Origin of the sequence: Pseudomonas sp. DD1 (genome assembly GCF_044510355.1) — a bacterium.
GTDB classification, from domain to species: domain Bacteria; phylum Pseudomonadota; class Gammaproteobacteria; order Pseudomonadales; family Pseudomonadaceae; genus Aquipseudomonas; species Aquipseudomonas shahriarae.
On the sequence record NZ_MSAJ01000022.1, the window covers coordinates 417,556 to 443,079 of the forward strand.

The window sequence follows — 25,524 nt, forward strand, 5'->3', positions numbered from 1 at the left end:
ACATGAGCGACAGCTTGCTGGTGACCGTGCTGCTCAAGCACGACCAATCGAAGAACCTGGAAGACATTCAGCGGCATATGAAGCAGCAGGATTGGTGGGAGCGTTTTCCACCGCAGGGCGTGGAGTTGGTGAGCTGGACCGTGGCCATGGGCCTGGGCCAGATCGTCACCCTGCGCTTGCCGCCGAGCCTGCTGCCAGCCCTTAACGTCGAGCTTGAGCGCTCGGCGTGGGGCGTGTTCAGCACTGAAGTTTTCCCGACATACGACTTTATCCCCGTGCGCGAAACCATCCGCGAACGGGTACGCAACGGAGGTCAATGACATGAGCACTACCGAACGCTTCCTCGAGCCCCATCAGGCGCGCAAACGGCCCAATACCCAGTTTGAAGAGCTGCTGGGCGACTCCATCGAACGCGCCTTCGGCAACGGCGTGACCGAGCTGCCGGCGCTGCTCGCCCACCTCAACCTGGCCGGCCCGCCCTGCCCGCTGACCAGCGGCGAGTGGACGGCAGATGCCTATCAAACCCTGATGGCCCGGCTGGGCGAATGACCCGGCAGAAGGAATAGAACAATGACTATGCAATTGACCGTCGACCCTGTTGAAAACCATCTGGCCAATGGCCTCAAAGACCTCTGGTTCCCGGTGTTGCCTTCGGACCTGTTGGGGGAGAAGCCGGTGTCGGTGCGCCGCCTCGGCTACAAGATCGCTCTGTGGCGCGACAACGATGGCCGCGTACACGCCCTCGAAGACCATTGCCCCCATCGCGGCGCGCCGCTGTCCCAGGGCCCGGTGCTGGGTGATCGCCTGCAATGCCCGTATCACGGCGTCGAAGTGCGCTGTGACGGCACCGTGACCAAGGTGCCCGGCAGCCCCGGCTGCAAACTCGAAGGCAGCCGCCCGACCCGCATGTTCCATACCCGCGAAGCGGCAGGCGCGATCTTTTTGTTCAATGCCACCGACGCGCATTTAGAGACCCCGCCGGAACTGGTGCTGCCCGAGCAACTGACCTCGCCGGAGTGGAGCAGCTTCGTCTGCTACACCGAGTGGAAAGGCGACTACCGCTACGTGATCGACAACGTCATGGACCCGATGCACGGCACCTACCTGCACAAGATGTCGCACTCGATGAGTGAAGGCGAAGCCACCGCCAAGTTCGTCACCCGCGACACCGACAACGGGTTCTTCTTCGAGAAGGAAGGCCAGCGCGGGGTGAACTTCGACTGGACCGAGTTCATGGACAACGGCTGCCATTGGCTGCGCCTGGAAATCCCCTACCCGAAAACCGGCGGCCCGGGCGGCAACTTCACCATTATCGGCAGCTACACGCCGAGCAGCCGCGCGCTCTCGGCGGTGTTCCACTGGCGCTGCCGACCGCTGACCGGCTGGCAGCGCGACACCTGGCGCTTCCTTTACAAGAACCGCCTGGAAGCGCGGCACTGGGCCGTGCTGGAGCAGGATCGGGTGCTGCTGGAATTCATGGAGCCGGACGCCAACCAGCGCGAAAACCTCTACCAGCACGACCTGGGCGTGGTCCGCATGCGCCGTTACCTGAAAAACGCGGCCAAGGCCCAGCTTGAACTGATCGACGCGAAGCAACTGCCATGAACGCGGTCGTGGTGGCGCCCGCCGGGGCCAGTTGGTCGAATGCGCTGCTGATCGGCCGCGAAGTGGTGATGTCGGGGATGACCGCGCACCCCGCCAGCCGCGAGGCCCCCCTGGATTGCTACGCCCAGACCCTGGTGGTGCTGGGCAAGATCCAGGCGCTGGTGACGGCGGCCGGCGGACACGTGGGCAATATCTACCGGCTGACGGTGTACCTCACTGATATCGCCGACAAAGACCAAGTGGGCCGCGCCCGACGGGATTTTTTCGCCGGGCAGGCCGTGTTTCCCACGTCCACCCTGGTGGCCGTCAGCGCGCTGGTGTTTCCTGAACTACGGGTCGAGATCGAGGCCAGTGCCCGGCTCGATGTCGACCTGCGTACCGTCACAGAGGTGAATGATGTCTAAGCCCTCCCTGCTCAATGCCCGCGTGCATACCCTGCGCTATGAAGCCGAAGGCATCATCAGCGTGGAGTTTCGGCCGTTGGGCGATACCGTGTTCCCGCCGTTCGAGGCCGGCTCGCACATCGACCTGCACCTGGCCAACGGCCTGGTGCGCAGCTACTCGCTGCTCAACTCCCCCAGCGACCAGGGGCGCTACACCGTGGGCATCCTGCGTGACCGCAACAGCCGCGGCGGCTCGGAATATGTGCACAGCCAACTGCGGGTCGGCATGCCGCTGTCGATCTCGGCGCCGCGCAACAACTTCGCGCTGGACCTGAGCGCCAGCCACAGTGTGCTGGTGGCCGGTGGCATCGGCATTACCCCGATCTACTGCATGTTCCGCCAGTTGCTGGCCCAGGGAAAATCCGCCGAGCTGATCTATTGCGCGCGCTCGCGCCAGGAAGCGGCATTGGTGGAAGCCTTGAACGGCCTGGATGCGCGGGTGGTGTACCACTTCAACGACGAGAAAGGCGTGCCGCCGGACCTCGCCGCCTACCTCGCTGGCCAGCCGGCAGATACGCACTTCTACTGCTGCGGGCCGACGCCGATGCTGGATGCGTTCGAGGGCACCTGTGAGCGCCTGGGTTATCCCCATGCCCATATCGAGCGCTTTACCGCCGCCGAACTGCCGCCCAGCGAAGATGCCCAGAGCCGCTATAGCGTGGAGCTGAAAAAGTCCGGCAAGACGCTGTCGGTGGAGCCCGGTTTGAGTTTGCTGGATGTGCTGCTTGAAGCCGGTTGCGACATTGACCACAGCTGCCGCGAGGGGGTGTGCGGCTCCTGTGAAACGCGGGTGGTGGAAGGCGAGATCGACCACCGCGACGGGGTACTGACCAAGGCCGAGCGTGCGGCGAACACGTCGATGATGGTGTGCGTTTCGGGCTGCAAGAGCCGGCGCTTGGTGCTGGACCTTTAGTCTGCATAGGCTCGGTGGTGGGGCTGTTGTGGCGAGGGGGCTTGTCCCCTCGCCACAATGTCAGGCAGACCATCTATCGAGTAAATAAGTAGGCAACTTATTATTCACCCGTAAAACACAAAATTGCCCGTTTCATTGGCAGCGTGCAATAAAGACGCACCTATCACGAGCAACTTTGTTACCGCACTTACAGGTTGTTTCATGGGTTATACAAAGCGCTTTGTTTCCCATATAAACAATTGTTTTCAAGCAGGTTTTTGTAAATCCCCAGTAAATACGCCGCCTGGCACACTTCCTGCTCTACTCCTGTGCATTCACTGATTAAACGGCGTTTCGCCGATAAAACAATAATAACCAACACTTAAACCCGGTAAGACCCGCTCCCTCCTTAGTTGCCTTTAAAGGCAAGCGGACGAGTGTTGCCGATTACCCGGTAGAGAGGTCTCTATGAAGCGTGTCTTGTGTGCAGGATTGATGTTTGCCAGTTTCAGCAGTTTCGCCGCAGAACCCATCCCTTCCGAACCGGTGCGGGCCAACGCCGCCAATAAACCTTTCCCGCATATTGCCTGGCGCAGTGAGGCCGGCGACGCCAGCCTGGATATCGGCGGTGCGTTGCGTACCAACTATCGCGACGAGCATTGGGACACCACCGAGAACAATGGCCGCTTCCTCTTCGACACGTTCCGCCTGGACGTGCAGGCCACCTACAAGAGCCTCTATAGCGATATCGGCTACTGGTTCCAGGACGACGGCAAGCGCTCCATCGACCGTGGTTTCGTCGGCTATCGGCTCAATGCCAACTCCAACGTGCAACTGGGAGCGCCGTTCAAGCCGTTTGGCCTGGAGCCGTATCCGCAATTTGGCTGGAGCTACCACCTGCCGTTTTTCATGGGCTATGCCTCAAGTGCCGGCACCGGCCTCAAGTACAGCTACAAGGACCAGGACTGGGACGTGCAGCTTGGCTTCTTCCCGCGCATGTTGCCCAGCGACCTTCGCTACTCGCCTGAAGTCGGGCGTTACGCCGACCTGAAGGACAATGCGATTGCCGCGATCCAATCGCGCCAGGACAACGAGAAGCGCAACCAACTCAACGCCCGCGTAGCACGGACCTTCAACAGCAATGGCTGGAAAACCGAGATCGGCGCCTCGCTGGCCACCGCCCAGCTGTACAACGCCACCACCCGGGACGACGGCGACTACTGGGCCGCCGGTGTACACGCCATCATCAACAAGGGGCTGTGGACCGTTACCAGCCAGGCCATCCGCTACGAATACGACCCTGAAAACCCCACCGGCGTCAGCAAGGACTCGGTGCTGATGGGCGGCAACGGCCTGACCCCCGCGTACCTGATCGCGTCCAAGGCCACCCTCGCCTCGATCAACCTCGGCTATGACGTCTACACGCCGACGCTGGGGCAGTTGAAGAAGGTCAAGTTGTACACCGACTACAGCCGGATGATGAAAGACAAGAGCGCCTGGGATGATTCGCAGATGTTCACCGTGGGCGCGCAGTTCCTGGCGATGCCGGTGATGGCCTGGGTCGACTTTACCTGGGCGCGCAACGCCAACCCCTATGGCGGGGCCGAGAATGGCAGCGGCTTTACCAATACCAGCTCGGTGGGCAGCAACGAGTGGTATTACCGCACCAACGTGAATATTGGTTACTACTTCTAACCAGGCAACAAAAATCAAAGGTGGGAGCTGTTGAGCTTTGGCGAGGTTGCGATAGGCATGAGTCTCTACATAACTCTTTTCTCTGGTGCTTCTTGGGTTTGTGTACATATCCGTTGCTGGGGTTACGGCGGCTATTGGTTCCGCTCTTACAGCGGGTCACTTTTGGAAAAGAGCCCGGAGTGCCGGCCCAGCCAAAAGTAACCAAAAGGGCTCTTGCCCCACCACTCGGTGCCTCGCCTAGGCTCGGCATGCCCGCAGTCAGGCATTGCTCCGTGGGCCCGCCGCGATCGGCCATCCATGGCCGTGTCGCGGCTACCTCGGCATCCTGCCGGGGTGCCCACTGCGCAATACCTGCCTGCGGCCATCGTGGTTTAACGGGGCGCCTGAGATCAAGATCAAAAGCCAGATCAAAAGCAGAGCCACAGCAACAGCAAAGCCAGAGCGCGAAGCTGCATTCCCTGTGGGAGCTGGCTTGCCTGCTCCCACAGGTATACGCGCACGCCTCGAAGATCAGGTCGGCTGTCAGGCCGCCTCGCTTTGCTTTTGATCTGAGGCGCCCCGTTAAACCACGCTGGCCGTCATCCGATATTGATTTGGGGGGTAAACCGGCAGGACGCCGGGTTAGCCGCGCTGGGCCATGGATGGCCCATCGCGGCGGCCCCCCAAATCAATATCGGATGACGGGCACACCGAGCCTAGGCGAGGTGCCGAGTGGTGGGGCAGGAGCCCTTTTGGTTACTTTTGGGGCTCTTTTCCAAAAGTGACCCGCTGTAAGAGCGGAACCCTAAGTGGCCGTGACCGCAGCAACGGATATGTACACAAACCCAAGAAGCACCAGAGAAAAGAGTTATGTAGAAACTCATGCCCATCGCAGCCTCACCAAAGCTCAACAGCTCCTACATTAGGTCAGTGTGACACTCGACCATTCCTCGCTCAATTGCGCTGCTTGCAGACGGCTGGCGCACACCTAGGTATAGTGCCGCCCCTCTTCGCATGCACGATCGTCAGCCGCATGCGAACGCCGAACTAATAACAACCCGCGACATGGAACCGGGACGAGCCCTCGCCCCACCTATCGTGCTGTCTGCGAAATGGTGTGGAGTCGAGCCGTCCGGCTTTTGCCTTTACAGAAAACAGCGAGGAATACTCCATGCTAGAAGTCATCAACGACTTCCTCTCAGGAAAAGTACTGATCGTGCTCATTGTCGGGCTCGGTGGTTACTTCACGATCCGCTCGCGTTTCGTTCAGTTTCGTCACTTCTTTCATATGTTCGCGGTGTTTCGCGACAGCCTGAAAAGCAGTGCCGGCCAACTCAGCTCGTTCCAGGCGCTGATGCTCAGCCTGGCCGGACGAGTGGGTGCCGGTAACATCGCCGGGGTCGGCATTGCCGTGACCCTGGGCGGCCCGGGCGCAGTGTTCTGGATGTGGGTCACCGCGCTGGTGGGCATGTCTTCGAGCTTTATCGAGTGCTCCCTGGGCCAGCTCTACAAACGTACCGACGCCGAAGGCACCTACCGTGGCGGCCCGGCCTATTACATCCAGCACGGCCTGCAAAAACGCTGGCTGGGGATGGTCATGGCGTTTCTGCTGCTGGTGACCTTCGGGTTCGCCTTCAATGGCCTGCAAGCCCATGCCGTGACCCACTCGCTGAACAACGCCTTTGGCTTCGACACCACCTACACCGGCCTGGCGCTGGCGGTGTTGCTGGGCCTGGTGTTTATCGGCGGGATCAAGCGCATTGCCTCGATTGCCGACCTGCTGGTACCGGTCAAGACCCTGGTCTATATCGCCGTGACGGTCTACGTGATCGTGCTGCAATTCGACCAGGTACCGGCCATGCTCGCGACCATCGTCAAGAGCGCCTTTGGCCTGGACCAGGCCTTCGGCGGCCTGGTGGGCAGCGCGATCATCATGGGTGTGAAGCGCGGCGTGTTTGCCAACGAAGCGGGCCTGGGCAGCGCGCCCAACGTGGCAGCCGTGGCCTCGGTGGAACACCCGGTCGCCCAAGGTGTGGTGCAAGCGTTCAGCGTGTTCCTCGACACCTTCATCATCTGCACCTGCACCGCCCTGCTGATCCTGCTCTCGGGCTTCTACACCCCAGGCTTTGAAGGCGACGGCATTGCCCTGACCCAGAACTCCCTGGCGGCGGTGGTCGGTGACTGGGGCCGGATGTTTATCTCGGTGGCCCTGGCGTTGTTCGTGTTCACCTCGATCATGTACAACTACTACCTGGGCGAGAGCAACCTGCGCTTTTTGGTGGGCAACAACCGCAAGGTGCTGATCGGTTATCGCGCGCTGGTGCTGGTGCTGATCTTCTGGGGTTCGATCGAGAACCTGAGCACCGTGTTCGCCTTCGCCGACATCACCATGACCATGCTGGCGTTCGTCAACCTGTTCGCCCTGGCGTTCCTGTTCAAGATCGCCATGCGCATCCTCAACGACTACGACAGCCAGCGCGCGGCGGGCATCAAGACCCCGGTGTTCGATTCCAGCCAGTTCCCTGACCTGGACCTGGACCGCAAGGCCTGGCCGGCCAACCCGGTGCAGCCGGAGCCAACGGCTCAAGCGACTGCTGAACTGAACGCCCAAGTGCAACGCTGAGCCTAGATAGATGACACGCCGCCCGGCCTTGGGCATGCTCTGGGCCCGGCGGCGTTTTTCGTTCAGGAGATTCTTCGATGTCCAAAGCTAACACCATCATGGTGCTCTACACCGGCGGCACCATCGGTATGCAGGCCAGCGCCAACGGCCTGGCGCCCGCTTCGGGCTTTGAAGCGCGCATGCGCGAACAGCTTGCCCACCTGCCAGCGCCAGCCTGGCGCTTTCGGGAAATGTCGCCGCTGATCGACAGCGCCAATATGACGCCCGCCTACTGGCAGCGCCTGCGCAGCGCCGTGGTCGAGGCTGTGGACGAGGGCTGCGATGGCGTGCTGATTTTGCATGGCACCGACACCCTGGCCTACAGCGCGGCAGCCATGAGTTTCCAACTGCTGGGCCTACCGGCGCCCGTGGTGTTCACCGGTTCAATGCTGCCGGCCGGCGTGCCTGACAGCGATGCCTGGGAAAACGTCAGCGGCGCCCTGGCAGCGTTGGGCGAAGGCCTCGCGCCCGGCGTGCACCTGTACTTCCACGGCGCACTGATGGCGCCGACCCGCTGCGCGAAAATCCGCAGTTTTGGCCGTCATCCCTTTGCTGCACTGCAGCGCAACGGTGGCGTGGCCAAGGCCCAGGCCCTGCCCGCCGCCCTGGACTACCGCCAGCCCAAGGCCCTGGCCAATGTCGGTGTGTTGCCGCTGGTGCCGGGCATTGATGCCGGGCAACTGGACGCCCTGGTCGCCAGCGGCATCCAGGCGCTGGTGCTCGAATGCTTTGGCAGCGGCACCGGGCCCAGCGATAACCCGGCGTTCCTTGCCAGCCTGCAGCGCGCGCTGGATCGGGACGTGGTGGTGGTCGCAATCACCCAATGCCATGAAGGTGGCGTGGAACTGGACGTGTATGAAGCGGGCAGCCGCTTGCGTGGGGTCGGCGTGTTGTCCGGTGGCGGCATGACCCGCGAAGCTGTGTTCGGCAAGCTGCAAGCCCTGCTCGGCGCCGGGCTGCCCAACGACGCAGTACGGCGCCTGGTCGAACTGGACCTGTGCGGCGAACTGAGCTGAGCGGCATATAACTTGCTCCACTTCCAGCCATCCCCTGGCTGGAAGTTCCCATGCTGCACTCCCACCTCACCACCCTCAATGCCGTTTCCCTGGTGCTCAGCACCTTCAAGGCCGAAGGCTTGCCCGCCGAAGCGCTGCTGGCCGGCAGTGGCATCTGTGCGGCGGACTTGAGCCGCGCCGACACACGCATCGCCACGCACCAGGAAATGCAGGTGTGCGCCAATGCCGTGGCCTTGCAGCGTGATATCGGGCTGATCGTGGGGCGACGGATGCACGTATCGGCCTACGGCATGCTCGGCTATGCGCTGCTCACCAGTGCCACTTTCGGTGACGCTTTGCGCCTGGCCCTGCGTTATCCGGCGCTGTTGGGAACACTGTTCGAGCTGAGCCTGGAGCAAGACGGTGAGCGTATCTGGTTCACCGCCAGCGATTACCGCGAGAGCCCGGCACTGACCGCCTTCAATGTGGAGCTGTGCCTGGGATCGCTGAAGGTAATCTGTGACGACTTGCTCGGCCACCCGCTGCCGCTGCTGGGTGCGCGCTTTGAGCATGCCGCGCCGGATTATCAGGCGCGCTACGCCGAGTGTTTCGACTGCCCGCTGCAATTCCAGGCCACTGCCAATGCGTTCGCCTTTGACCAACGCTGGCTCGCCCAACCGTTGCCCCTGGCCGACACGGTGACCCACCGGGCAATGGCCGAGCGCTGCCGCAAACAGAACACCGAATTCACCGGGCGCGAGGCCTGGCTGGGGCGGGTGCGCCAGTTGCTCGCGGCGCAACTGCACGCCGCCCCCGGGCTGGATGGCCTGGCCCAGCAGATGAACTGTTCACCCCGCACCCTGCGCCGGCACCTGCATGACCTGGGCTGCAGCTACCAGGAACTGCTGGACGAACTGCGCTTTGAGCGCGCCAAGCAACTGTTGGCGCAAGACCAGTGGCCGATCTACCGCATCGCCGAGCAGTTGGGTTTCAGTGAGACCGCGAGCTTCCGGCATGCCTTTGTTCGCTGGAGCGGTGTAGCGCCGAGTCAATTTCGAGCATGACGCCCCATGTAGGGGCGAATTTCGGACAGATAATTTGGCCATATTTATCCCCTTTTGGCCGCTCCTGCCGTTCTCCAAACCTGCGTACACCGCAACACTGCAAGGCATCCCAACCTGCCTGCGGAGAACAATAAAAATGCTGACGATCTACTCGGACGATCACCACCTGCACCATGGCCGTTGCGAATTGATGGACGGCCAGTTGATGCCCTGCTTCGAAATGCCTTCGCGCGCCGACCATGTGCTGCAACGGGTCAAGGACCGTGAACTGGGCCCGGTGCAAGCGCCGCAGGACTTTGGCCTGGCGCCGCTGCAACGTATTCACAGCCGCGACTACCTGGAGTTTTTCAAAGGGGCCTGGCAACGCTGGACGGCCTTCGGCCAGGACGGTGACCTGCTGCCCTACACCTGGCCCGCCCGCACCCTGCGCCGCGTATTACCCACCAGCCTGCATGGTCAACTGGGCTATTACAGCTTCGATGGCGGTGCGCCGATCACCGCCGGCACCTGGCAAGCCGCCTACAGCGCAGCGCAGGTCGCGCTGACCGCACAACACGCGATCCAAAACGGTGCCCACAGTGCCTTCGCCCTGTGCCGCCCGCCGGGGCATCATGCCGCCAGTGACTTGATGGGCGGTTATTGCTACCTCAACAACGCCGCCATCGCCGCCCAGGCCTTTCTCGATCAGGGCCACAAAAAGGTCGCGGTCCTCGATGTCGATTACCACCACGGCAACGGCACCCAGTCGATTTTCTATGAGCGCAGTGACGTGCTGTTCACTTCGATCCACGGGCATCCGGAGGCAGAGTTTCCGTTTTTCCTCGGCTACGCCGATGAGCTGGGCGACGGTGCCGGTGAAGGCTTCAACTTCAACTACCCACTGCCGGCCGGTTCCGCCTGGGACACCTGGAGCGCCGCACTGGAGCAGGCCTGCCAGGCAATCGAAGGCTATGGCGCGGACATCATCGTCGTGTCCCTGGGCGTCGACACATTCAAGGACGACCCCATCTCGCAGTTCAAGCTCGACAGCCCGGACTACCTGGCCATGGGTGCGCGTATCGCTCGCCTGGGCAAGCCGACGCTGTTTGTGATGGAAGGGGCTATGCGGTGGAAGAAATCGGCATCAATGCCGTCAACGTTCTCGAAGGTTTTGAGGGGGCTGCCCAATGAACATGCTCAAGTCGCTTGTGCTCTGTGCCGCCGTGCTGAGCACCGCCGCCCACGCCGAAGAAAAAACCCTGCGGGTCTATAACTGGTTCGACTACATCACCCCCAAGGCCCTGGACGACTTCAAGGCCCAGAACCCGGCGATCAAACTGATCTACGACATCTTCGACACCAACGAGGCCCTGGAGGCCAAGCTGCTGACCGGCAACTCCGGCTACGACGTGGTAGTGCCGTCCAACGTGTTCCTGGCCAAGCAGGTCGAGGCCGGGGTGTTCCAACCCCTGGACCGCAGCCAGTTGCCGAACTGGAACCACCTCGATCCCAAGCTGATGCAGTTGATTGAAGCCAACGACCCGGGCAATAAATTCGCCGTGCCCTATATGTACGGCACCATCCTGATTGGCTTTAACCCGGACAAGGTCAAGGCCGTGCTGGGGGCCGACGCGCCGGTGGACAGCTGGGACTTGATCTTCAAGCCCGAGAACATCAGCAAGCTCAAGCAGTGCGGGGTCGCGCTGCTGGATTCGCCATCGGAAATCCTGCCCCTGGCCTTGCAGCACCTGGGCCTGGACCCCAACAGCAGCAACCCCAAGGACTATGTAAAAGCCGAAGCGTTGCTGATGAAGATCCGCCCCTCCATCACCTACTTCCACTCTTCCAAGTACATGGCCGATATCGCCAACGGTGACATTTGCGTGGCCGTCGGCTACTCCGGCAGTTTCTCCCAGGCGGCCAACCGCGCCAGGGAAGCCAAGAACGGGGTGATTGTCGACATGCGCCTGCCCAAAGAGGGCGCGCCGATCTGGTTCGATATGCTGGCCATTCCCAAGGGCGCGAAAAACCCGCAGGACGCCTACACCTTTATCAATTACCTGCTGCAACCCCAGGTCATTGCGCCCATCAGCGACTTTGTCGGCTATCCCAACCCGAACAAGGACGCGACCGGGCTGGTGGACCCGGCGATCCGCAACAACCCTAACCTGTACCCGACCGAGGCGGCGATGGCCACGCTCTACACCCTCAAGCCGCTGGCCCGTGACGCCGAGCGCGCCAGGACCCGCGCCTGGACCAAGATCAAGTCCGGGACCTGAGCAATCATGGCCGGGGAGCACCCTCTCCGGCCCCGGCGCCACCTCACCGAAAGCGATCGCGCGCCCAGATCATCCCACCCGCCAGGCCTTGCGCAGCCGCGCCAGGGCCTGGGCGATAGCCGCTTCGGGCACGGCGGCAAACCCCAGCACCAGGCCGGCGCGCTGGGCCGGTGCCGAGTGGGTGTCGGGCAGCCAATAGCTGCTCAGGGCGTTGATTTCTACATCCGCTGCCAGGGCCTGGGCGACTAACTGCGCCTCACGGGCCAGGCTTTGCACCCGTACCGTGAGGTGCAAGCCTGCCGCGACACCGGGCAGGCTACCCACGCCAGGCACGTCGTCGGGCCAACCGGCCAGCAAGACATTGCGACGACTCAAGGCGGCGCGGCGCATGCGCCGGATGTGCCGCTGGAAGTGCCCCGCTGCCATGAACTCGGCCATCACCGCCTGGGTGCTGACCTCCGAATGCCGCACGTCCACGGCGCGCCGCTGGGTGAAGGCGCTCACCAAGCCCGGCGGCAACACCAGATAACCCAGGCGCAACGCCGGGAACGCGACTTTGCCGAAAGTCCCCACATAGAGCACCCGATCACTGCGATCCAGGGCCGCCAGCGGTGCCAGGGGCGCGCCGCTGTAACGGTACTCACCGTCGTAGTCATCCTCGATGATCCAGCCGCCCGTGCGCTCGGCCCAGGCCAGCAACTCCAGGCGCCGGGCCAGGCTCATGACCACCCCCGTCGGGTACTGGTGGGAAGGCGTGACATAGGCCAGGCGGCAGTCGTTGAGCGCGTTCAATGCCGTGCAGTCGATGCCCTCTGCGTCCACCTCCACGCCCTGGAGTTTTGCCCCGGCATTGGCAAACGCATGCCCTGCCGCCCGGTAGCCGGGATTTTCAATTGCCACGCTATCCCCAGGGCCCACCAGTAGCTGTGCACAAAGGCTGATTGCCTGTTGCGCGCCGCTGGTGATCACAATTTGCTCAGCGGTGCATTGCATGCCTCGCGAGCTGCGCAAGTAAGCCGCGATCAGCCCACGCAATCGCTCATCCCCGGCCGGGTTGCCGTAACACAGTTGTTGCAGGTCAGGCTTGCGCCAAAAAGCCGCATTCAGCTTGGCCCAGACGTCAAACGGGAACAGATCGAAGGCCGGTACACCGACACGAAAAGCCCGTAGAGGGCCACTGGGTGGCAGCGGTAAATGGTTGTTTTCCAGACGACCCAGAGCGGGACTGTGGATAACTTCACTGGATAAATTCCCAGTTATATTTGCGGGTTTTGTGGATAAGGCTGGGGATAAGCCTGTTGATAACCCTGTGGACACTTTTGTGGATAATTTTTTTGTGCCCGGGTCGGTGGTGGGCAATTGCGCCACATAGGTCCCATCGCCCACGCGGCCTTCGATAAAGCCTTCGGCATACAACTGATCGTAGGCCCGCACCACACTGTTGCGGGAAATCGACAACGCCGCCGCCAGATCCCGGCTGGCTGGCAGCCGGGTCCCACTGGCCAGCCGCCCATCCAGCACCCGCTGGCGCAGGGCCTCGTACAGCTGGCGTGTCAGGCCCTGACGGCGATCCAGTTCAATACCCGCAGGGTTGAATGACATGGGCGACATATTGGACCTATGAAATTGGCCTTAGATGGCTCTTACAACAGACCATTAGCCTGCCTAGGATGCAGGCATTCGCCAAGGAAAATATTTATGTACACGCCTCGCGCCTTTGCCCTCGACGATTTGCCCGAACTGCAGCAACTGATCCGGCACACGCGCCTGGCGCAGTTGGTGACCTTTGGCGAGCACGGCCTGCAGGCCAGCCATTTGCCGCTGCTGCTCAACCCTGATGAAGGACCCAATGGCACCCTCTACGGCCATCTGGCCAAGGCCAATCGCCAGTGGCAAGACCTGCAGAACGGCAGCGAGGCCCTGGTGATTTTTGCCGGTGCCGAGGCCTATGTCAGCCCAGGGTTTTATCCGGCCAAGGCCGAACACGGCAAAGTGGTGCCCACTTGGAATTACCTGGCGGTCCACGCCTATGGCCAGGCCGAGGTGTTCACCGATGCCGAGCGCCTGCTCACACTGGTCAGCGCCCTGACCGACCGCCACGAAAACGGGCGCGCCCAACCGTGGAAAGTCAGCGATGCTCCGGTGGACTACATCGACGGCATGCTCAAGGCCATCGTCGGGTTCGCCCTGCCGATCCAGCGCCTGCAAGGCAAGCGCAAGCTCAGCCAGAACCGCAGTGCGGCGGATATCGCCGGCGTACGCGAAGGGCTGGCCACAAGCTTTGACGTGCGTGACCAAACCCTCGCCCGATTCATTCCCAAGGAGCCTTCATGAGCCAGATCGACATCCGCCGGGTGCAAGCCGCCGACCACGCTGCCTGGTTGCCACTGTGGCAGGCCTACCTGCGCTTCTACGACACGCAGTTGCCGGACGCCGTCAGCACCAGCACCTGGCAACGCCTGCTCGACCGCAACGAGCCGACCCATTCGGCCCTGGCCTGGCAGGACGGCAAGGCGGTGGGTATGGTCAACTTCATCTATCACCGCTCCAACTGGAGCATCGAAAGCTCCTGTTACTTGCAAGACCTGTTCGTGGACGCCGCCCAGCGCGGTGCCGGAGCTGGTCGAAAATTGATCGAATTCGTCTACACCACCGCCAAGGCCGAGGGGTGCTGCAAGGTCCACTGGTTGACCCATGAGACCAATGCCACTGCGATTGCGTTATACGAACGCATCGCCGAACGTCCCGGCTTTATCCAGTTTCGCAAAGGCCTATAAGGAGCACAGCATGTCGACCTCACTCGCAGACTGGAAAGGCGCCCCGGCGCCCACCGCCCAACTGATCGAAGGGCGCTTTATCCGCCTGGAAAAACTCGACCCGACCCGCCACACCGATAGCCTGTGGCAAGCCCTCCAGGGCCCCGGTGCCGACCCCAAGCTGTGGGACTATTTGCCCTACGGCCCGTTTACCGAGCGCGCCGTTTTTGATGCGTGGCTGAACAACCACGCGGCCAATAGCGATCCGTACTTTTTCAGCGTGATCGACCGCGCCAGCGGCGACGTGCAGGGCATCCTTAGCCTGATGTCGATCGTCCCGGCCCAGGGCCGCATCGAAATCGGCCACGTCACCTTCGGCGCCCCAATGCAGCGCTCACCGAAAAGCACCGAGGCCGTGTATCTGCTGGCCCGGCACGCGTTTGAGCTGGGCTACCGGCGCCTGGAATGGAAGTGCAACAACGGTAACGCCCGCTCCAAATACGCAGCCGAGCGCCTGGGGTTCAGTTTTGAAGGGGTGTTCCGCCAGCATATGGTGGTCAAGGGGCAGAACCGCGACACGGCGTGGTACTCGATCCTCGATGGAGAATGGCCGAAGGTCGGCGCCGGGTTTGAGGCCTGGCTTGGCGAGGCTAACCAGACGGCCGATGGGCAGGCGAAAACCCTGACTGAATGCCGGGGCTGACGTTCAGCTCAACGGGCGCCGAACCTTGACCACGCCCATCTGCAAGCCGAACGGCCGGAACACCGCGTTCAACGACTTGAGCGACTGATTGCCCTCACCGTGCTCGATATGCACCAGGGTGCGCAGGGAAATCCTGCACATCCTGGCGAACGGAGTCTGGTGCAGGCCGGTGACCTCCACACGCAGCCGGCGCACGGCTTCGCCGACCTGCAGGGTACCTTCGGCCAGGCCCTGCTCCACACTCTCGATGAACAAGGCGCGTGTATCCAATAAAATACACATTCCTCCAGGCCACAACCCTTACGCCTTTATTCACCTGGCACTGAAGATCTCTCCCGCAAACCGCAAACGCTTACCCTGACAGTTATCCCTCCAGCGCCTCGCTAAATTTCCCGCCTCACATCTCAGAGGTTCGGACCTATGCCCTGCACATCCAAACGACTCGCCCTTGTCATCACTTTCGCGCTGAGTGCGTTGAGCATTCAACTGGCCGCTGCACGCGGGGATATGGGGTCGCCGCCCAGCGAACCTGAACCGGCCAGTCCTTTTTATTTCATTGACTACGCCACCACCGGCAATGGCCGGGCTGTGGCCCAGGTGCTGGACCGTGCGGTGGATGCGTTGCTGGAGTCGGGCGACCTGAGCGCGCGAGAAAAGTATCTGATTGCAGATGACGCCCGCTATATGGGCAACCTGGCCCCTGGAAGAATCGGCGCGGTGCTGGAGCAACTGGCTGCCAGCCAGAACGCCAACCTGGGCAACGCCACCCAGAACAGCCTGAAGCCACTGCAGAGCAGTTTGCTGGCGGCCATGAGCGACGTGAGCGGCGATGCCAACGGTCGTGTCTGGCTACAGGGCCTGGGCAACGCCGGCAGCCTGGACGGCCAGCACGGCGGTGGCGATTTGCAACAGCGTAACCAGGGCGTGGTGCTGGGCGCCGATTGGGCCGTGGACCCCGCCTGGCGCATGGGTGTGATGGGGGCCAAGACGACCAGTGACCTGAGCGCCAAACGCTTCAAGGCCGCGCTCGACAGCTGGCACCTGGGGGGTTACGCGGTGCGCCAGGATGGGCCGCTGGCCTTGCGCCTGGGGGCGATCCACAGCAACCACGCCGGGTTGAACAAGCGCAGCGTGGATTTTGATTTCATCGACCATCGCGAACAACTCAAGGGCAAGTACACCGCGCAAAGCCAGACGGTTTTCAGCGAAATGGGCTATCGCGCGGACCACGGCAGTTTTACCGTCGAACCGTTCGCGGGCCTCGGTTATCAGCGCTACCAGCGCGAGCGCTTCAAGGAAAAAGGCGGCCTCAGCGCCCTGAATGTCGGCGAGCAGACCCAGCAGAACCTGAGCAGCACCTTCGGCCTGCGCATGACCAGCCTCTATACCCTGGACAACCAGATGCCCCTCAAACCCCATTTCAGCGCCCGCTGGAAACACCTGTATGGCGATGTCGGCAACCGCGTGCGCCAGTCCTCGGCCTGGGTGGACAGGTCGGTGTTCAACAGCGATTTCACCATCGAGGGCACTGCCCTGGACCGCAATAGCATGGCCCTGCAAGCCGGGCTGGGGCTGGGCGTATCGACCACCCAGAGCGTGGGCCTGACCTACACCGGCGATTTTGGCGCGCGCAGCAGCAACCAGGCCGTGATGGGCCAATGGACCCTGACGTTCTGATTTCGCACGGTTTGCAGACGAAAAAAAAGGGGGCACATGCCCCCCCGAGGATTAAGCGGTAGTCTCGAAGGCTGGGGATCAGCCTTCGATTTCGATCAGGATTTCACCCGGGTTGACCCGGTCGCCCTTGGCTACGTGAACGGCGGTGACTTTGCCGGCGATGGCCGCCTGCACTTCCGTCTCCATCTTCATCGCTTCGGTGATCAGCACAGCCTGGCCGGCCTTGACCACGTCGCCTTCCTTGACCAGCACATCCACGATATTGCCCGGCATCGCCGTGCTCACATGGCCCGGCTCGCTGGCCTGCTTGCGCTTGCTGGTGCCGCCGCCGACGAATTCGTTGAGCGGTTCGAACACCACTTCTTCCGGCATGCCGTCGATGGACAGGTAGAAGTGACGCTTGCCTTCGGCCTTGACGCCAACACCGGTGATATCCACGCGGTAGCTTTCGCCGTGCACGTCGATCACGAACTCGGTCGGCACACCTTCACCGCCGGCACGGGCCACGCCGCCGGCTTCCGGGATCGGCAGCAATACTTCTGGGGCGAGGGTGCCGGCGTCGCGCTCTTCAAGGAACTTGCGGCCGATGTCCGGGAACATCGCGTAGGTCAGCACGTCTTCTTCGGACTTGGCCAACGCGCCGATTTCGCCACGCAGCTTGGTCATTTCCGGCTTGAGCAGGTCGGCTGGGCGCACGTCGATCACGTCTTCGCTGCCGATGGCCTGGCGACGCAACTTCTCGTTCACCGTGCCCGGCGCCTTGCCGTAGCCGCCTTGCAGGTACAGCTTCACTTCGTTGGTGATGGTCTTGTAGCGCTCGCCGGCCAGCACGTTGAAGAACGCCTGGGTGCCGACGATTTGCGAGGTTGGCGTGACCAGCGGCGGGAAGCCGAGGTCTTCACGTACCCGTGGGATCTCCGCCAGCACTTCACTCATGCGGTTGAGGGCGCCCTGCTCTTTGAGCTGGTTGGCCAGGTTGGAAATCATCCCGCCCGGCACCTGGTTGACTTGCACGCGGGTGTCGACGGCGGTGAATTCACTTTCGAACTGGTGGTACTTCTTGCGCACGGCATAGAAGTACAGACCGATCTCCTGCAACAGCTCCAGGTCGAGGCCGGTGTCGAACTCGCTACCTTTGAGGGCGGCGACCATCGACTCGGTACCCGGGTGGCTGGTGCCCCAGGCGAAGCTGGAGATGGCGGTGTCGATATGGTCGGCACCGTTTTCGATAGCCTTGAGTTGGCACATCGCGGCCAAACCGGCGGTGTCATGGGAGTGGATAAAGATCGGCAGGCTCTGCTCGGCCTTCAGCGCCTTGACCAGTTCGCCGGTGGCATACGGGGTCAGCAGGCCGGCCATGTCCTTGATCGCAATGGAGTCGCACCCCATGGACTCCAACTGCTTGGCCTGGGCCACGAACGCCTCGATGGTGTGCACAGGGCTGGTGGTGTAGGCGATGGTCCCCTGGGCGTGTTTGCCGGCCGCTTTTACCGCTTCGATGGCCACGCGCAGGTTACGCACGTCGTTCATGGCGTCGAAGATACGGAACACGTCGATGCCATTTACCGCTGCCTTTGCCACGAAGGCTTTGACCACGTCGTCGCTGTAATGGCGGTAGCCCAGCAGGTTCTGCCCACGCAGCAGCATTTGCAGGCGCGTGTTGGGCAACGCGGCGCGCAGTTTGCGCAGGCGCTCCCACGGGTCTTCTTTCAAGAAGCGTACGCAAGCGTCGAAGGTCGCGCCGCCCCAGACTTCCAGGGACCAGTAGCCGACTTTGTCGAGCTTGTCGCAGATCGGCAGCATGTCGTCGGTGCGCATGCGGGTAGCCAGCAACGATTGGTGGGCGTCGCGCAGGATGGTGTCGGTAACGAAGATCTTCTTGCTCATTGTTATATTCCTCACAGGCCTGCGTGGGCGGCGATGGCGGCGGCGATGGCCAGGGCCAGCTCTTCGGGTTTGCGCTTGATCGAGTAGTTGGTCAGCTCAGGATGGCTTTCCACAAAACTGGTGTTGAACTGGCCGCTGCGGAATTCCGGGTTGCGCAGGATTTCCTGGTAGTAGGCGGCGGTGGTCTTCACGCCTTGCAGGCGCATGTCGTCCAGGGCACGCAGGCCGCGGTCCATGGCCTCTTCCCAGGTCAACGCCCATACCACCAGTTTCAGGCACATGGAGTCGTAGAACGGTGGGATGGTGTAGCCGGTGTAGATTGCCGTGTCGGTACGCACGCCGGGGCCGCCGGGGGCGTAGTAACGGGTGATCTTGCCGAAGCTTGGGAGGAAGTTGTTCTTCGGGTCTTCGGCGTTGATACGGAACTGCAACGCAAAGCCACGGTGCTGGATATCTTCCTGTTTTACCGACAGCGGCAGGCCGGACGCGATGCGGATCTGCTCGCGAACGATATCAATGCCGGTAATTTCTTCGGTGATGGTGTGTTCCACCTGCACCCGGGTGTTCATCTCCATGAAGTACACCTCGCCCTCGGCGAGCAGGAACTCCACGGTGCCGGCGTTCTCATAGCCCACGGCCTTGGCCGCACGCACCGACAGGTCGCCGATATAGGCACGCTGTTCGGGGGTCAGTTGGGGGCTGGGGGCGATTTCGATGAGCTTCTGGTTACGGCGCTGGATCGAGCAATCACGTTCGAACAGATGCACCACGTTGCCAAAGCTGTCGCCGAGGATCTGCGCCTCGATGTGCTTGGGATTGACGATGCATTTTTCCAGGAACACTTCCGCCGAACCAAAGGCCTTGGTGGCCTCGGAGATGACGCGGGGGAAGGCTTGTTCGAGTTCTTCACGGCTGTTGCAGCGACGAATGCCGCGACCGCCACCACCGGAGGTGGCCTTGAGCATCACCGGGTAACCAATGCGGTCACCTTCGGTCAGCGCCTCGGCGATGTCGGCGACGTTGCCTTCAGTGCCCGGCGTCACCGGCACGCCGGCCTTGATCATGCTGCGGCGCGCTTCGGTCTTGTCGCCCATGCGGCGAATGACTTCGGCCGATGGACCAATGAATTTGATTCCACGTTCGGCGCAAATGTCCGCCAGTTCGGCGTTTTCCGAGAGGAAGCCGTAGCCAGGGTGCAACGCGTCGCAGCCGGTTTCCACAGCCAGGTTCACCAGCTTGCGCGGGTTCAGGTAACCGGCCAGGGGCTCGGCACCAATGCTGTGGGCCTCATCGGCGCGCTTGACGTGCAAGGCGTGCCGGTCAGCGTCGGAATAGACCGCCACCGAACGAATACCCATTTCGGCACAGGCCCGCACAATGCGGACGGCAATCTCACCACGGTTGGCGATCAGGATCTTTGTTATCACTTGGAAATTCCCTTGAGCCGATTGCTGCGTTCTTCGACCTGCTAGACCAGGTCGGCGCGTGACTAAATGTTTCAGGTCAGTCGCCAGACACACACTATGCGCACTTAGGGATTAACAAAAATCAATAATTATTGGGTTGTGTATAAGTAAAGACTTATAGTTGACCCCACAGCCCCCTGCGAGCCGCTTTGAATTATGCGTAAGTCACTGATGCGTATGACATTACGTCAATTGCAAATCTTCAATGAAGTCTGCGATTTGCGCTCCTACAGCCGCGCTGCCGAGGAAATGTCCCTTACACAACCCGCCGTCAGCCTACAGATTCGCCAGCTCGAAGAGCTGGTCGGCCAGCCGTTGTTCGACTACGTGGGCAAAAAGCTCTACATGACCGAAGCCGCCGAAGCCCTGCAGCGGGCCAGCCGGGACATCTTCGGGCGCCTGGAAAACCTTGATATGCAGCTCTCGGACATGCAGGGCTCGCTGCAGGGGCAATTGAAGCTGGCGGTGGAGTCCAGTGCCAAATACTTCGTGCCGCACTTGTTCGCCGCCTTCAAGCGCCAGCATCCCGAGGTGCAGTTGCACCTCACGGTGGTCAACCGCGCCCAGGTGATCCGCCGGCTGTCGGACAACCGTGACGACCTGGTGATCATGTCCATGGTGCCGCAGGACATGGGCCTGGAATTTTTGCCCTTTCTCAACAACCCGATTGTCGCGGTGGCCCCGCCGGACCACCCACTGAGCCTGCAAGGCCCATTGCGCCTGCAGGATCTGGAACCCTACACCTTGCTGTTGCGCGAGCCGGGCTCCGGGACGCGCCTGGCCTGCGAGGAGTTCTTCAAGGAAAAGCGCGTGCACTTCACCCAGACGGTGGAAGTGGCCTCGGCCGAGGCACAGCGCGAGTGCGTCGTGGCGGGGTTGGGCGTGGCGCTGCTGACGCGCCACGCCCTGAACCTGGAGCTGGCCACCGGCGGGCTCAAGGAGTTGCCGGTGGAAGAGCTGCCGCTGTACCGCAGCTGGTGCCTGGTGCAGGCCAAGGCCAAGCGCCTGTCACCGGTGGCCCATGCGTTCCTGGGCTTTATCCGCAGCGAGCGGGTGCAGATCAGCGTGCTGGCTGAACGCTTCGCTGGGCAGCCGCGGGCGCCTGCCAGTGCAGCTCCGGATAGTCGCTGATGCTCTGCAGCAGTTGACGCTGGTCACAACGGTCTTCAATTGCACGACGGAACGCCATGCGGCGCTGGTCTTCCTGCTGACGACGGGTTTTGACGGTGCTGGTGCTGTCTTCGTAGTGCCGGGCCATTTCGAGTCTCCCAATGCGAGTACGGGGAGTTCAGGATGGGCGCGGGGGATGACGGTTTGGCGGCACGCGGGTTACAGGACGATGAATCTTGCCGGTGCAACACCGAGCAAATCTGTGGGAGCTGGCTTGCCTGCTCTCACAGTTGACCGAGTGCCACCTTGGGTCAGTCGTCGAGGGCTTTGACGGACTTGGGCGACAGCCGCAGGCTGCGCAAGCTGCGCTTGACGCTCTTGAGGTGGTTGACCAGGCTCGGGCCACGGGCCATGGCCACGCCCATCGCCAGCACGTCGATCACCACCAGGTGGGCAATCCGCGAGGTCAGCGGGGTGTAGATCTCGGTGTCTTCGTGCACATCAATCGCCAGGTTGACCGTGGACAGCTCCGCCAATGGCGTCTGGCTCGGGCACAAGGTGATCAGTGAGGCGCCGCTTTCACGCACCAGGTTGGCGGTGATCAGCAAGTCCTTGGAGCGGCCCGACTGGGAAATACAGATCGCCACATCGGTGGGTTTCAACGTCACCGCCGACATCGCCTGCATATGCGGGTCACTGTAGGCCGCCGCCGTCAGCAGCAGACGGAAGAACTTGTGCTGGGCATCCGCCGCCACCGCACCCGACGCGCCAAAGCCATAGAACTCCACGCGCTGGGCCTGGGACATGGCAGTCACGGCTTTTTGCAGCTCGATCGGGTCGAGCTTCTCCCGCACTTCCATCAGGGTGTGCAGGGTGGTGTCGAAAATTTTCAGGCTGTAGTCGGCGACGGAGTCGTCTTCATGAATCGCGAACTGCCCGAAGCTGGCACCGGCCGCCAGGCTCTGGGCCAGTTTCAGCTTCAAGTCCTGGAACCCCGAGCAACCGATGGCGCGGCAGAAGCGCACGATGGTCGGCTCGCTGATCCCCACGCTGTGGGCAAGGTCAGCCATGGAACTGTGCATCACGGCCGCAGGGTCAAGCAGCACGTGATCGGCAACCTTGAGTTCCGATTTGCGTAACAGGTGGCGCGACTGGGCGATATGTTGCAACAGGTTCAAAGGGCAGGACTCTTGTTATTGGCAGACGCCAGGGATGTAGCAAGCTTGTAGTTATACTACAAGAATTGCTGATTTGCCCGCTCGATGCATCACTAAATCGCCCTACTGCCCCCTGAATCAGCGGGCAAGTGCGATGTAGCACCCGATGGCGCCTGGCTAGCCGTCAGGAAAATCTGCATTTTTCCGTAACAAATCCGCCAGTCCTTCGGCCTCGATCGGCCGGCTGATCAAATAGCCCTGCACCTCATCGCAGTTTTCAGCGCGCAGGAAATCCAGCTGCTGCTGATCTTCCACACCCTCGGCCACCACCTTGAGCGACAACCCATGGGCCATGGCAATGATGGCCCGGGTAATCGCCAAGTCTTCACGCCCCTGGCCCAGGCCGCGGATAAAGGTCTGGTCGATCTTCACGTAATCCACCGGGATGCGCTTGAGATAACTGAGGGACGAATAGCCGGTGCCAAAGTCGTCGATGGCCAGCTTCACCCCCAGATCGCGCAGTTGCTGGAAGGTGGCGATGATGTGCTCGACACTGTCGAGCAACTGACTTTCAGTCAGCTCCAACTCCAGGTACTGCGGGGCCAACCCGGTTTCGTCCAGCACCTGGCGTACCAGGCTGACCAACTTGCCCTGGCGCAACTGGTGCACCGACAGGTTGACCGACACGCGGATCGGCGCCAGGCCCTGGCGCTGCCATTCACAGGCCTGCCAGCAGGCCTGGCGCAACACAAACTCGCCCAATGGCACGATCAACCCGGTCTCTTCCGCCAGCCCGATAAAATCACCCGGCGGCACGCTGCCCCACTGCGGATGGTCCCAGCGCACCAGCGCCTCGGCGGCGTTCATCTTGCCGGTGGCCAGGCACAGCTTGGGTTGGTAGAACACCTTCAACTGGCGCTCATCAATGGCTTTGCGCAACTGGTTTTCCAGTTGCAAACGCTCAAGGGTGCTGGCCTGCAAGCTGTCGGTATAGAACTGGAAGTTATTGCCGCCCAAATGCTTGGCGTGTTGCATGGCCATGTTTGACTGGCTGACCAATGCGGAAATTTCCCGCGCGTTATCCGGTAACAGGCTGACACCGATTGAAGCGCTGACCACCAACTCATGCCCCTCCACCGCCACCGGCACCCGCAATTTGGCCAGCAGTCGGGTGGCCACCCGCGCCAGGCTCGACAGGCTGCCATAGGCGTCGAACAACACCGCGAATTCGTCGCCAGACAGTCGCGCAATGGTGTCGGCTTCCGGCAAGGCATTGATCAGGCGTCGGGCCATTTTTTGCAGCAATTGGTCGGCAATTTCGTGGCCCAGGCTGTCATTGAGCAGCTTGAAGCGGTCCAGGTTGATATGCAGCAACGCCAGGCTGCGGCCGCCTTGACGCACCCGTTGATGGGCCTCACGAAGGCGCTCGCGGAACAGCGAGCGGTTGGCCAGGCCCGTCAGTTCGTCGTAATGGGTGAGGTAGCGCATGCGCTCCTCGGACTCGCGGCGGGCGGACAAATCGGCGAAGAAGCCCACGATATGACTGACATTTCCCCGAACATCGCGCACCACGCTCAATTGCAGCCATTGCGGGTACAGCTCGCCGTTCTTGCGCGCCTCTACCAGTTCACCCTGCCAACTGCCGTGGTTCAACAAGGCCTGGCGAATCACCGGGAAGTGCCGGCGAGCGTCGCGGCTGCACGGCAACTCCACGACATTGCGCCCCAGCATGTCGTCGATATCAAAGCCGGTGACACGGCTGAAGGCTTGGTTGATCGCAATCAACACGTACTCCGGGTCCAGGATCACGATGCCTTCGCTGGCCGCCTCGAACACCGTGGACGCCAGCCGTAACTGCTCTTCCACCGCCTTGCCGGCGCTGATATCGCGCCGGGTACCGAGCATGCGCGTCACGCGCCCGCTGGCGGTGCGCTCTACGGCGCGCCCACGGTCCTCGATCCACACCCAGCGCCCGTCGCCATGGCGCACACGGTACTCCACCTGATAGTCCTCGCTGCGCCCTTTCAAGTGCTCCACCAGCGCGTACTTGAGCAGCGGCAAGTCGTCCGGGTGCAGGCGTGGCTTGAGGTCGCGCAGCATCGCCGTGACGTATTCCGGCTCCAGGCCGAACAACTCCTTGAGTTGGGTGTGGTGGACTTCATCGGTTTGCAGGTTCCAGTCCCACAAGCCCAGCTCACTGGCCTGCAACGCCATGGCCAGGCGCGCCTCGCTTTTGCTCAGGGCCAGGCTGGCGGCGTCCAATTGCTGGCCGCGCTGTTCGACGCGCTGTTGCAGGCCGACCTGGGCCTCGCGCAGTTCCTGCTCGATCTGGCGGCGCTGCTCGACCTCGCGCACCAGGTCCTGATTCAACTGCTCGCTACGCTGACGTGCCTGTTGCAAGTGCTCGATCAGGGCCTGGTTCTGGAAGCGCCGCAGCAAGCCGCGCTGGATCAGGCGGTTGACCTGCCATGCCACCAGGCTCAGGGATGCCAGCAGGATCAGGCCCAGGTAACTCCACCCCTGCAGTTGCGGTTCGCCGCTGCAGAATAGATAGAGGATGGTGGGCACCAGGCAGGGCAAGGCAAACGACAAAAACGCCGGCAAACTCACGGCGTAAGCCACGCTGGCCGATAAAGTGGCCGCGCCAATCAGGCCAAAGACCCAGGCCTGCTGCACGAAGCTATCCAAGGGCACCAGGGCAATGGCCGCACTCGCCAGGGTCAGGCCACTGGCCGCCGAACCGAGCATGAACATCCGCCGCCAGACCGGCTGAGCCTGTCGGCTGGGCAAGGCGCTGTCGAAGGCCGCCACCTGGATCACGCGCATCGCCACCAGGGCCAGCAACCACACCAGCCAACTGCCGACCAGCACATAACGCTGCGGGCTCCAGAGCAACCAGGCGCAGACCAGACCGTTAATCAGCATCAATAACGTGGGCAGCAACGACCCCTGGTACAACAGACGCGTGCGCTCGACCGCCATCTCCATGGCGTAGTGCTTGCGGATAACCTGCTCCGGCGCGACAGAAGGGCCGGGCAAGTCAGTGCTGAGGGTCATAGGCAGTGTTCTTATAATGGTGAGCCCGAAACGTCGACGGAGCATACACAAGCAGACGGGCAGACCAAACTGCTCTGGATCATAAAAATCCGCGAATAAACCCCCGCAAACCATGGAC

22 protein-coding genes and 1 pseudogene are annotated in these 25,524 nt (G+C 62.0%); 16 read left to right on the forward strand and 7 right to left on the reverse strand.

The genetic code is table 11. The features are described from left to right. The first annotated feature begins 2 nt into the window (after positions 1–2). From PSFL_RS15240 to PSFL_RS15290, 11 genes and pseudogenes are all read left to right on the forward strand, one after another. Positions 3–320, forward strand: coding sequence for a hypothetical protein (locus PSFL_RS15240; RefSeq protein WP_057440555.1), 318 nt, complete (start codon positions 3–5; stop codon positions 318–320). A gap of 1 nt (position 321) precedes the next feature. After that, positions 322–549, forward strand: coding sequence for a recombinase-like helix-turn-helix domain-containing protein (locus tag PSFL_RS15245; protein WP_034116488.1), 228 nt, complete (start codon positions 322–324; stop codon positions 547–549). 21 nt (positions 550–570) lie between these two features. Then, positions 571–1,605, forward strand: coding sequence for an aromatic ring-hydroxylating dioxygenase subunit alpha (locus tag PSFL_RS15250; RefSeq protein ID WP_057440556.1), 1,035 nt, complete (start codon positions 571–573; stop codon positions 1,603–1,605). Beyond that, complete coding sequence (locus PSFL_RS15255) at positions 1,602–2,009, forward strand: Rid family hydrolase (RefSeq protein ID WP_057440557.1); 408 nt, start codon at positions 1,602–1,604, stop codon at positions 2,007–2,009. The genes PSFL_RS15250 and PSFL_RS15255 overlap by 4 nt, the downstream gene beginning before the upstream one ends. After that, positions 2,002–2,961 carry a PDR/VanB family oxidoreductase gene (locus PSFL_RS15260; protein ID WP_057440558.1) on the forward strand — a complete coding sequence of 320 codons (960 nt, stop codon included), beginning with the start codon at positions 2,002–2,004 and terminating at the stop codon, positions 2,959–2,961. Before PSFL_RS15255 ends, PSFL_RS15260 begins: the two co-directional genes overlap by 8 nt. Before the next feature lie 447 nt (positions 2,962–3,408). Beyond that, entirely contained in the window at positions 3,409–4,635 is a 1,227-nt protein-coding gene (locus PSFL_RS15265) for a hypothetical protein (RefSeq protein ID WP_170059927.1), read from the forward strand. 1,150 nt (positions 4,636–5,785) lie between these two features. After that, complete coding sequence (locus PSFL_RS15270; protein WP_198830396.1) at positions 5,786–7,237, forward strand: sodium:alanine symporter family protein; 1,452 nt, start codon at positions 5,786–5,788, stop codon at positions 7,235–7,237. 77 nt (positions 7,238–7,314) lie between these two features. After that, positions 7,315–8,292, forward strand: coding sequence for an asparaginase (locus PSFL_RS15275; protein ID WP_273872069.1), 978 nt, complete (start codon positions 7,315–7,317; stop codon positions 8,290–8,292). A 50-nt stretch (positions 8,293–8,342) separates the two neighbouring features. Beyond that, positions 8,343–9,335 (forward strand): AraC family transcriptional regulator, encoded by a 993-nt coding sequence (locus PSFL_RS15280; RefSeq protein ID WP_057440561.1) that lies wholly within the window; start codon positions 8,343–8,345, stop codon positions 9,333–9,335. 136 nt (positions 9,336–9,471) lie between these two features. Beyond that, a pseudogene (locus PSFL_RS15285) lies at positions 9,472–10,505 on the forward strand (histone deacetylase family protein). Further along, positions 10,502–11,593 carry a polyamine ABC transporter substrate-binding protein gene (locus tag PSFL_RS15290; RefSeq protein ID WP_057440563.1) on the forward strand — a complete coding sequence of 364 codons (1,092 nt, stop codon included), beginning with the start codon at positions 10,502–10,504 and terminating at the stop codon, positions 11,591–11,593. Before PSFL_RS15285 ends, PSFL_RS15290 begins: the two are co-directional and overlap by 4 nt. 69 nt (positions 11,594–11,662) lie before the next feature. Here the strand turns inward: PSFL_RS15290 and PSFL_RS15295 are convergent, their stop codons facing one another. Continuing rightward, complete coding sequence (locus tag PSFL_RS15295) at positions 11,663–13,204, reverse strand: PLP-dependent aminotransferase family protein (protein WP_170060056.1); 1,542 nt, start codon at positions 13,202–13,204, stop codon at positions 11,663–11,665. A gap of 87 nt (positions 13,205–13,291) precedes the next feature. On the opposite strand from PSFL_RS15295, the gene PSFL_RS15300 reads away from it, so the two are divergent. Genes PSFL_RS15300 through PSFL_RS15310 form a run of 3 tightly spaced genes read left to right on the forward strand, consistent with a single transcriptional unit; the run spans position 13,292 to position 15,052 of the window. Next, complete coding sequence (locus PSFL_RS15300; RefSeq protein WP_271043573.1) at positions 13,292–13,927, forward strand: FMN-binding negative transcriptional regulator; 636 nt, start codon at positions 13,292–13,294, stop codon at positions 13,925–13,927. Next, positions 13,924–14,370: a GNAT family N-acetyltransferase gene (locus PSFL_RS15305; RefSeq protein WP_397470213.1), complete on the forward strand. Its 447-nt coding sequence runs from the start codon at positions 13,924–13,926 to the stop codon at positions 14,368–14,370. The genes PSFL_RS15300 and PSFL_RS15305 overlap by 4 nt, the downstream gene beginning before the upstream one ends. A gap of 10 nt (positions 14,371–14,380) precedes the next feature. Next, on the forward strand, positions 14,381–15,052 hold the full coding sequence (locus PSFL_RS15310; protein WP_273879822.1) for a GNAT family N-acetyltransferase: 672 nt from the start codon (positions 14,381–14,383) through the stop codon (positions 15,050–15,052). 3 nt (positions 15,053–15,055) lie between these two features. Here PSFL_RS15310 and PSFL_RS15315 read toward each other — a convergent pair whose 3' ends face one another. Continuing rightward, positions 15,056–15,334: a helix-turn-helix domain-containing protein gene (locus tag PSFL_RS15315; RefSeq protein WP_397470214.1), complete on the reverse strand. Its 279-nt coding sequence runs from the start codon at positions 15,332–15,334 to the stop codon at positions 15,056–15,058. Between the two features lie 138 nt (positions 15,335–15,472). Between PSFL_RS15315 and PSFL_RS15320 the strand changes: the two genes are divergently transcribed. Further along, entirely contained in the window at positions 15,473–16,729 is a 1,257-nt protein-coding gene (locus PSFL_RS15320) for an autotransporter domain-containing protein (RefSeq protein WP_397470215.1), read from the forward strand. 78 nt (positions 16,730–16,807) lie between these two features. Here PSFL_RS15320 and oadA read toward each other — a convergent pair whose 3' ends face one another. Both oadA and PSFL_RS15330 read right to left on the reverse strand, forming a co-directional pair. Continuing rightward, entirely contained in the window at positions 16,808–18,616 is a 1,809-nt protein-coding gene (gene oadA / locus PSFL_RS15325) for a sodium-extruding oxaloacetate decarboxylase subunit alpha (protein WP_115129316.1), read from the reverse strand. Between the two features lie 11 nt (positions 18,617–18,627). Continuing rightward, complete coding sequence (locus PSFL_RS15330) at positions 18,628–20,043, reverse strand: acetyl-CoA carboxylase biotin carboxylase subunit (protein ID WP_029290035.1); 1,416 nt, start codon at positions 20,041–20,043, stop codon at positions 18,628–18,630. A gap of 210 nt (positions 20,044–20,253) precedes the next feature. On the opposite strand from PSFL_RS15330, the gene PSFL_RS15335 reads away from it, so the two are divergent. Continuing rightward, positions 20,254–21,213, forward strand: a complete 960-nt coding sequence (locus tag PSFL_RS15335) for a LysR family transcriptional regulator (RefSeq protein ID WP_315492851.1) — start codon at positions 20,254–20,256, stop codon at positions 21,211–21,213. Here PSFL_RS15335 and PSFL_RS15340 read toward each other — a convergent pair. The 3 genes from PSFL_RS15340 to PSFL_RS15350 all read right to left on the reverse strand — a co-directional run bounded on the left by PSFL_RS15340 (position 21,143) and on the right by PSFL_RS15350 (position 25,406). Further along, positions 21,143–21,340 (reverse strand): PA3496 family putative envelope integrity protein, encoded by a 198-nt coding sequence (locus PSFL_RS15340; protein WP_057444237.1) that lies wholly within the window; start codon positions 21,338–21,340, stop codon positions 21,143–21,145. The two genes, PSFL_RS15335 and PSFL_RS15340, sit on opposite strands and share 71 nt — an antisense overlap. 163 nt (positions 21,341–21,503) lie before the next feature. Beyond that, on the reverse strand, positions 21,504–22,370 hold the full coding sequence (gene hexR, locus PSFL_RS15345; protein WP_029290040.1) for a transcriptional regulator HexR: 867 nt from the start codon (positions 22,368–22,370) through the stop codon (positions 21,504–21,506). Positions 22,371–22,526: 156 nt separating this feature from the next. Further along, positions 22,527–25,406, reverse strand: coding sequence for a GGDEF domain-containing phosphodiesterase (locus tag PSFL_RS15350; RefSeq protein WP_057961207.1), 2,880 nt, complete (start codon positions 25,404–25,406; stop codon positions 22,527–22,529). Positions 25,407–25,524 lie beyond the last annotated feature (118 nt).